Origin of the sequence: Mycobacterium sp. (genome assembly GCF_050701675.1) — a bacterium.
Taxonomy (GTDB): domain Bacteria; phylum Actinomycetota; class Actinomycetes; order Mycobacteriales; family Mycobacteriaceae; genus Mycobacterium.
Window position 1 is genome coordinate 1 of record NZ_JBOGDD010000287.1, and the last position, 5,347, is coordinate 5,347.

A 5,347-nucleotide genomic window follows, 5' to 3' on the forward strand; every position below is an offset into this window, starting at 1 on the left:
GCACAACCAGATCCAGCCGATCTCGATCGGCGACGTGCTGCACTATCTGGCCGAGTCCGCCGTCGCGCCGGTGCCGGAGTCACGCACCTACGACGTCGGCGGGCCGGACGTGCTCGAGTACGGCGACGCCATGCAGATCTACGCCGAGGAGGCAGGGCTGCGCAGGCGGGTCATCGTCGCGCTGCCTCTCCTGACGCCGAGCATCGCGAGCTGGTGGGTGGGCCTGGTCACGCCGATCCCCTCCGGCCTGGCGCGGCCGTTGGTCGAATCACTCGAACACGACGCGGTGATGTCCGAACACGACGTCGATGCAGTCATCGGTCCGCCCGCGGGTGGGTCGACGAGCTATCGCGACTCCGTCAGACGGGCGTTGCAGCACGACGACACGGCAGGCAAGGGCCGCCGTCACCTCATCCGATTCAGTTCGGCAGTGCCCCAGTGACTTTCAGGGCCAGGTAACCGTCAGGGACGGCGGAGCGCCGAGGCGTTGTCGTTGGCCGACTGCACGGACAGGCCGCTGCGGGCCGCATTGGCCAGCATGTGCTCGATGACGTTCTTGCCGAGTGCCGATTCGCTGGGAAGCTCGATGGGATATTGACCGTCGAAGCATGCCGAGCAGAGCCGCGACGCGGGTTGCTCGGTGGCGGCGACCATTCCCTGATGTGAGATGTAGGTGAGGCTGTCGGCACCGATGGCGCGACGGACGGCGTCGAGCATCTCGTCCTCGTTGGCCCCGGCGTTCGAGGCGTTGGCGATCAGCTCGGCGGGCGTGGCGAAGTCGATGCCATAGAAGCACGGCCACTTGACCGGCGGCGACGCGATGCGCACGTGCACCTCGACGGCGCCCGCCTCGTGCAGCATCCGGATCAACGCGCGCTGGGTATTGCCGCGCACGATCGAGTCGTCGACGACGATGAGCCGCTTGCCTCGGATGACTTCCTTGAGCGGGTTGAGCTTGAGCCGGATGCCGAGCTGGCGGATGGTCTGCGACGGCTGGATGAACGTGCGCCCCACGTAGGCGTTCTTCATCAGGCCCTGGCCGTAGGGGATGCCCGATTCCTGCGCATATCCGACTGCCGCAGGGATGCCGGACTCTGGCACACCGATGACCAGATCGGCGTCGACGGGCGCCTCGCGGGCCAACCGCCTGCCGATGTCCACGCGGGTGGCGTGCACCGAGCGGCCGCCGATGACGCTGTCCGGCCTGGCGAGGTAGACGTACTCGAACACACAGCCCTTGGGCGTCGGGTTGGCGAACCGGGTCGAGCGCACGCCGTCGGCGTCGATGGCCAGCAGCTCACCCGGTTCGATGTCACGGACGAAGGAGGCGCCGACGATGTCGAGCGCGGCCGTCTCCGAGGCAACCACCCAGCCGCGGTCCAACCGTCCCAGCGACAACGGCCGGACACCGTGGGGGTCGCGGGCCGCGTAGAGCGTGTTCTCGTCCATGAAGGTCAGACAGAAGGCGCCGCGCACGGTGGGTAGCAGCTCGAGCGCAGCCTGTTCGAGCGTGGCATCTGCGGCGCCGTGCGCCAGAAGGGCACCGAGGATGTCGGAATCCGTGGTCGCGGCGGTCGCGCCGCGCATCCCGATCAGCCCGGCGTCGCGGGCGCGGGCCGAGAGTTCGGTGGTGTTGACCAGGTTGCCGTTGTGGCCCAGTGCGACGCCGGTGCCCGCGGCGGTGTTCCTGAACACCGGCTGGGCGTTCTCCCACGTGGTGGAACCCGTGGTGGAGTAGCGGCAGTGCCCGATCGCGACGTGGCCATCCATGGCGGCCAGCGTCTGCTCGTCGAACACCTGACTGACGAGGCCGAGATCCTTGAAGACGAGTATCTGAGACCCGTCGGCGACGGCGATGCCCGCCGCCTCCTGACCCCTGTGCTGCAGGGCATACAGGCCGTAGTACGTGAGCTTGGCCACGTCCTCGCCGGGAGCCCAGACGCCAAAGACGCCACATTCTTCTTTGGGTTCGTTTTCCGTCTGCTCGATCTGGTCGGCGGTCACGATCAGTCTGCTCCCTGGGGGCTGTGGGTGACGTGGTCAGTCTACGGTCAACACCGTTCGAAGGTGGAATCGAAGCGCCGGAAACGCCGATGTCGCCACGTTGGTCAACAACGACGACGGCGCGGGCATTTCTCGACGAGGGAGGATCACGTGCAGACGGCCACGGAACAGGACGCGCGGACAGCCGAGGAGGCACCGCCCTGGCGGCTCTGCACGAGGGTCGCCTTCCGTTTCTGCTTCGTCTACCTCGGGTTGTTCTGCCTGGTGTTCGCGCAGATCACCTTCGCCTTTGCGGGCCCCCTCGCCCGGTGGCTCCCCGAGCACGCCGTGCTGTGGCAGATGGTGCTGCTCGATCCGGTCACCCGATGGGTCGGGCGAACGGTCTTCGGCACCGACGCGGCGCTGAGTCCCGATACGGGCAGCGGCGACCAATCCGCCATCTGGGTGCTGGTGTTCTGCGTGCTGCTCGTCGCGCTCGTCGCGACGGCCGTCTGGTCGGCGCTGGACCGGCATCGCCTCACCTACGGACGGCTGGCCGCCTGGTTCCTGGTCTTCCTGCGCATGTGCCTCGGCGGCCAGATGCTGTTCTACGGCTTCGCGAAGGTCATCCCGACCCAGATGCCCGCTCCCCCACTGGCCGCGCTGCTCGAGCGGTTCGGCGACCTGAGTCCGATGGCGGTGCTGTGGCTGCAGGTCGGCAGCTCGCATCCCTACGAGATCGCGCTCGGCTCCGTGGAGGTGGCCGCGGGCCTGCTGCTGTTCCCACCGAGGACGGCGACGCTGGGCAGCTTGCTCAGTCTGGCGTCCACGGCGCAGATCTTCCTGCTGAACATGACCTTCGACGTGCCGGTCAAGATCTTGTCGTTTCATCTCCTGGTGATGAGCGCCGTGCTGCTCGCACCGCAGGCCCGACGACTCGCCGACATGCTGATCTTCGCGCGGCCGGCTCAGCCCGCCACCCAGGCGCCGCTGTTCGCCTCCGCAGCGCGCAACCGGATCGCGGCAGCCGTCCAGGTGGCGCTGGGCGTCTGGGTCCTGGCCGGGTGCGTGACGCTGAACGTGGCTCAGTGGAACCAATACGGCGGCGGCAGGCCCAAGCCGGAGCTCTACGGCATCTGGGCGGTCACCGACTTCACCGTCGACGGGACGCCGCGGCAGCCGGTGACCACCGACGAGTTCCGTTGGCAGCGAGTCGTCTTCGACGCCCCCGAGGTGGTCACGTATCAGCGGATGAACGGGGACCTCGTCGACGTCGCGGCGGTTCGGTCCGACAACACCCTCGTGCTGTCCGACGTCGCCACGTTCACGGTCGACCGGCAGGCCACCGACCGGTTGCGTCTCACCGGCCGTCTCGAAGGGCGACCGGTGAGCATCTCGCTGCAACGCCAGTCCCTTGACGACTTCACTCTGCTCAACCGTGGCTTCCACTGGGTGCAGGAACAGCCGTTCCTCGGCTGAACCGCGTCAGGCGGGCAGCTGGACGACCGGCAGGAAGTGGGCGATCTCGCCGGCCCGCGAACCGGATGACTGGACGGCTCCGCCTGCGACGGCGTCTGGCAGCGTCAGCAGACCGGTGGCCAGGAGAAGCCAGGTGCGCGGGTCGGTCTCGACGACGTTGGGCGGGTTTCCACGGGTGTGCGCCAGGCCGGAGATGCATTGCACGGCAACGAACGGCGGCACCCGGACTTCGACGCTCGCGCCGGGCGCCAACGCCGCCAGCGTCCTGGCCGTGAGCCGCACCGCGTCGGCAAGGGCGCTTCGCTCCGGTGTCGCGGCGTTCTCGTCGCGCAGCCAGCCCGAGAGCGCCGACACGGCATCTCGGGTCTTCGTCGGATCCGCTGTACGCCGGGCGGCCATACCCTAGTGTCGCAAAGTGTTCGCCGACCGCCACCACCCGCCATACCGGCTGGCAGGCGCGGTCCTCGTCGCGATCGTCGTCGTCTTCGCGGTCCTGCTCGCCAAGCAGTATCGAGGCGACTTCGTCAATCGGACCGAACTCCAACTGGTCTCGGACCGCGCCGGGCTGGTGGCGGATCCCGGTTCGAAGGTCACGCTCAACGGAGTCGAGATCGGCAGGGTCACGCGCATCGAGACCACCGAGGTCGGTGGTGTCGAACGGGCGAGGATCAGCATCGACGTCGACGACCGGTACCTGGCGTCGATTCCGTCGAACGTCGTCGCCGACGTCAAGGCCAGCACCGTCTTCGGCAACAAGTACGTATCGTTCAGCTCTCCGGAACATCCTTCGCCGCAACCAATTTCACGCGGCGACCAGATCCGGGTCAGGTCGGTGACGACGGAGTTCAACACCTTGTTCGAGACGGTCACGTCGATCGCCGCCAAGGTCGACCCGATCAAGCTGAATCAGACGTTGACGGCGACCGCGCAGGCGCTGACCGGGCTCGGCAGCAGGTTCGGCGAATCGCTCGACGACGCCAACGTGATCCTCGGCGACCTCAATCCTCTGATGCCCCGGATCAATCGCGACGTCGCGGGAACCGCCGATCTCGCGGACGTCTACGCGGGCGCGTCGCAGAATCTCTTCGACGGCCTTGACGCGGCGGTGGCCACGGCCCGCACGCTCAACGCCCAGAGTCGCGACGTCGACGCCTCCCTGATGGCCGCGGTCGGCTTCGCCAATACCGCAGCAGACCCGCTCGAGCGCGCCGGGCCCTACCTGGTCCGCACCGCTGCCGACCTGATCCCGACGACGAGCCTCCTCGACGAGTACCGCGACATGATCTTCTGCTCGCTGCGCAACTGGCACGACGTCGGCCCGCAGATCGCCAAGTCCCTCGGCGGTGACAACGGCTACTCGCTGGCGGCGTACGGCGCGATCACGGGCGCAGGAAACCCGTACATCTATCCCGACAACCTGCCGCGCATCAACGCCCACGGCGGCCCAGAAGGCAAGCCCGGATGCTGGCAGAAGGTCACCTACGACCTGTGGCCGAACCCGTACCTGGTGATGGACACCGGTTACAGCATCGCCCCGTACAACCACCTCGAGATCGGGCAGCCGGTGGTCGTCGATCACGTGTGGGGGCGCCAGATCGGCGAGTACACGATCAACCCTTGACGTCAACCTCCGTTGAGGTCCTAGCTTTGGCTCATGACCTTCAAACCGCACGAGATCGAATACCTGCGCGGGGCCGAACTGGGCCGGTTGGCGACCGCTCAGCCCGACGGCACGCTACAGGCCAGTCCGGTCGGCTTCACCTACAACGAGAAGCTGGGCACCATCGACATCGCGGGGTACCGCATGTCGAAGAGCCAGAAGTTCCGCAACGTCGCCGCCAACCCAAGGGTGGCGTTCGTGGTGGATGACATCGTCTCGAGAGAC

At 67.5% G+C, this 5,347-nt stretch carries 6 protein-coding genes; 4 read left to right on the forward strand and 2 right to left on the reverse strand.

Features of this window, described 5'->3' with window-relative positions; all coding sequences use genetic code 11:
- Positions 1-442: Rossmann-fold NAD(P)-binding domain-containing protein (locus tag ACRDUX_RS08485; protein WP_526412868.1), on the forward strand; the 442-nt coding region annotated here is incomplete at its 5' end.
- Positions 443-462: 20 nt separating this feature from the next.
- On the opposite strand, the gene purF is transcribed toward ACRDUX_RS08485, so the two are convergent.
- Positions 463-2,004 carry an amidophosphoribosyltransferase gene (purF, locus tag ACRDUX_RS08490; RefSeq protein ID WP_526412870.1) on the reverse strand — a complete coding sequence of 514 codons (1,542 nt, stop codon included), beginning with the start codon at positions 2,002-2,004 and terminating at the stop codon, positions 463-465.
- Between the two features lie 150 nt (positions 2,005-2,154).
- On the opposite strand from purF, the gene ACRDUX_RS08495 reads away from it, so the two are divergent.
- Entirely contained in the window at positions 2,155-3,462 is a 1,308-nt protein-coding gene (locus tag ACRDUX_RS08495) for a DoxX family protein (RefSeq protein WP_526412871.1), read from the forward strand.
- Between the two features lie 6 nt (positions 3,463-3,468).
- Here ACRDUX_RS08495 and ACRDUX_RS08500 read toward each other — a convergent pair whose 3' ends face one another.
- The gene (locus ACRDUX_RS08500; RefSeq protein WP_526412873.1) at positions 3,469-3,861 is read right to left on the reverse strand and encodes a sterol carrier family protein; all 393 of its coding nucleotides are present in this window, start codon (positions 3,859-3,861) and stop codon (positions 3,469-3,471) included.
- Positions 3,862-3,877: 16 nt separating this feature from the next.
- On the opposite strand from ACRDUX_RS08500, the gene ACRDUX_RS08505 reads away from it, so the two are divergent.
- Both ACRDUX_RS08505 and ACRDUX_RS08510 read left to right on the forward strand, forming a co-directional pair.
- Complete coding sequence (locus tag ACRDUX_RS08505; RefSeq protein WP_526412875.1) at positions 3,878-5,083, forward strand: MCE family protein; 1,206 nt, start codon at positions 3,878-3,880, stop codon at positions 5,081-5,083.
- Between the two features lie 33 nt (positions 5,084-5,116).
- Positions 5,117-5,347, forward strand: a 231-nt coding sequence (locus ACRDUX_RS08510) for a PPOX class F420-dependent oxidoreductase (RefSeq protein ID WP_526412877.1), incomplete at its 3' end; no start/stop codon positions are given.

Coding starts and splice junctions, on each gene's coding strand:
- ACRDUX_RS08500 (WP_526412873.1), bottom strand. CDS start 3,861: ATGGCCGCCCGGCGTACAGCGGATCCGACGAAGACCCGAGATGCCGTG.